The organism is Moorena sp. SIO4A1, from assembly GCF_010672065.1.
Taxonomy (GTDB): domain Bacteria; phylum Cyanobacteriota; class Cyanobacteriia; order Cyanobacteriales; family Coleofasciculaceae; genus Moorena.
This window is the reverse complement of sequence record NZ_JAAHHX010000219.1, coordinates 1-2,958: the sequence shown is the minus strand read 5'-3', so window position 1 is coordinate 2,958 and position 2,958 is coordinate 1. Positions and strand designations below refer to the sequence as shown.

Annotated in this window: 2 protein-coding genes and 1 pseudogene; 2 read left to right on the top strand and 1 reads right to left on the bottom strand. The window is 43.5% G+C overall.

The features are described from left to right. Both F6K53_RS36420 and tilS read left to right on the top strand, forming a co-directional pair. The coding region (locus tag F6K53_RS36420) for a KGK domain-containing protein (RefSeq protein WP_293084330.1) at nucleotides 1-992 on the top strand (992 nt) is incomplete at its 5' end. 183 nt (nucleotides 993-1,175) lie between these two features. After that, nucleotides 1,176-2,189 (top strand): tRNA lysidine(34) synthetase TilS, encoded by a 1,014-nt coding sequence (tilS, locus tag F6K53_RS36415; protein ID WP_293084327.1) that lies wholly within the window; start codon nucleotides 1,176-1,178, stop codon nucleotides 2,187-2,189. A 153-nt stretch (nucleotides 2,190-2,342) separates the two neighbouring features. On the opposite strand, the pseudogene F6K53_RS36410 reads toward tilS, so the two are convergent. Beyond that, nucleotides 2,343-2,958, bottom strand: a pseudogene (locus F6K53_RS36410) (hypothetical protein); the annotation flags it as partial.

Here is a 2,958-nt window from a genome sequence, read left to right as displayed (position 1 = left end):
GTAACCGTACCTTTAGGGTCGGTGAATTCTTAGTTGCTATCAAAAAGAAATTGGTAGAAGTTTTAGGGGATGAATGGACTCCAGAACAGGAAAGTTGGTTTAGCGAATCGGGTATTCCCTGTGAAGTATTGCAATTTTCTGCAAATAACTGGCAGCAAGGCAAGGTAAGACTTAATCTAGAATTTTGCCTTGTAGAGGCTCAGGATAAAGTTGATAATATATCAGCTATTGGTGGTGAAACATTACAAAGCACATCAACCCAGGTAGCAGAACAGCTAGACCTCACAGAGCCAGAAACTAGTAATGATTCTGGATTGGAGCTGGGAGTTGGAGCAGCCACAGTTGCTGTGACTGCTCCTGGAATATCACTAGCTGAAGAACTGGAGGAAGATGCCTCAACTGCTATCTCGGATGAGATGACACTTAAACCAACACTTGATGCAGATGAAGACATTGCTCTCGATCAAACCCTAACCAGTACTGAAGATGACTTTGATTTAGGAGACTTTTCCGATAGTCAGGAAAGTGAAGAAGATATTGGTTTTGAACAAACCCCAACCAGTACTGAAGATGACTTTGATTTAGGAGACTTTTCCGATAGTCAGGAAAGTGAGGAAGATATTGGTTTTGAACAAACCCCAACCAGTACTGAAGATGACTTTGATTTAGGAGACTTTTCCAATAGTGAGGAAGATATTGGTTTCGAACAAACCACAACCAATCAAGAAGATGACTTTGATTTAGGAGACTTTTCCGATAGTGAAGAAGATATAGAGTTCGTAGAATCACCGACAGCAGAGGAAGAAGATTTGCTGGATTTGTCAGCAGTATCAACAGACAGTAGTAATGATTTTGATCTGGGTGATATGTCTGATGATAGTGATGAAGACATGTTTAAACTGGACGATATTTCCTTTGATGAGGAATCAGAAAACGGTGATGATAATTCCCTAATGGATGATGTCTGGCAGGAAATGAATGAACTTAAATAAGGGTAAATAATAGTCTATTGGTAAATGTTGTGGTAAATGTTGACATAGGAGCATCGTAGTGAACACGCTGATTTCAAGGCTTTTAAGAACCTTGAGCGTTTAGGATTTATCGGATTCTAGGGTATCTATGACCTACAAAATTCAAAATTTAAAAGTTTTGGATAACCATTCATAACGACTCTAATGTCTGAGATACCGAGTTGGACACCTCTTCATGCACGGCTACATAGAACCCTGCGGCAAAAGAAGCTACTACCAAAGAATCAGCAGGTTTTAGTAGCCGTATCCGGTGGGCAAGATTCCCTTTGCCTAACCAAACTACTGCTAGATTTACAGCCCAAGTGGAAATGGCAGCTAGGAATCGCCCACTGTGACCACCGTTGGCCCTATGATGAAGGAATTTCTCTTCATGTACAGCAAATTGCTCAAAGTTGGGGGCTTCCATTTCATCTACGAACTGCCCCTGAAGTGACAAAGAGCGAATCAGCAGCGCGGCAGTGGCGTTATCAAGCCCTGATTGACATTGCCCAAACTCAAGGTTACCCCACTGTTGTCACAGGTCACACAAAAAGCGATCGCGCTGAAACAGTCCTCTATAACCTGATCAGAGGTTCAGGGACTGATGGCTTGCAAGCTCTGACCTGGGAACGACCTCTCGCTCCTGGAGTAAGTCTGGTGCGTCCCCTACTTGACACATCCCGTAGCGAAACTCTCCAGTTTTGCGAGCAGCAGCAACTGTCCATTTGGGTAGATGCTTACAATCAAGACCTTAACTATGCCCGTAACCGCATCCGCCAAGAGCTAATACCCTATATAAAAACCCATTTCAACCCACAAGTTGAGACCGCATTGTCCCAAATTGCTGAAATCTTGCGAGCAGACGTGGAATATCTCGAAAACACTGCTGAGCAAATCCAAAAGCAAGCCATGGCAGTACCTACGGTCGAGGAAGATCCTGGTAGCAATAGCCCTCCACGATTGAATCGTCTGGTATTACAGCAAGCTCCCCTAGCTCTGCAACGTCGTGTGATTCGGAAGTTCCTTCAGGAAAACCAAGTCAAAGCCCTCAACTTTGAACAAATCGAAGCGGTGACTGGTTTAATTGCTGCTCCCAACCGTTCTCGAACGTCATCCTTTCCTGGTGGAGTAACAGCCTTGGTAGAAGAAGAATGGATTATCCTTAATACCGAAGTATGAAGTATGAAACCGTTCTATCTCTGAGTTTCTGAGAAATTGTTCTCCTTCAACCTACCCTACACCGAATACGGGGCGAACAACATTCAACCTTTAACATTCAACCTACCCTACACCGAATACGGGGCGAACAACATTTAATATTAAACCTTAAACCTAAGAAGCTGCCAACTCTGGAGATTGGCTTAAGCTACTGATGATTTGGGATATTTGAGCGATCGCTTGTTGTTGAGAATCACCTGTTTTCTGGATGTGATTCAGAGCATTTGCGATCGCATCCAGCTTCTGTCGAATTTTATTGAGACCATCTTGCAATGGCTGTAGGGTTTTTTCATAGAGATGAACTTTGCCCCAAAGTTGAGCTACCTTCACCTGATTGGAGAGCCAACTTTCCTCCAAATTGTTTACCTGAGCCAGCTTAGCATCCTTTTCTTGGGTTTGTTGATTCATCAATTCTTCAGCTTGGCTAACCCTAAGGCGCATCTGTTCAATTTCTCGTTCTAGTTGTTGCAATTGATCTGACTGTTGTTTGCACTGTGCTTCTAGTTCGATCAAAATTGGTCCTAAGTCAATTTTCTGGTTTTGTTGACCATTACTATCCACAATTCCTTGCCGCAGTCGCAACACTCGTAGGTGCTGATTTAGAATTTCTTCTCGTTCCCATAGAGTCCGGCGTTGACCCACCAAGGTTCTGTCCAGCATCTGGTAACGGTCTTGCTCATCTGCTAACTGGGTTTCTAGACTAATACGATCGTACTCACTAGCGACCCTA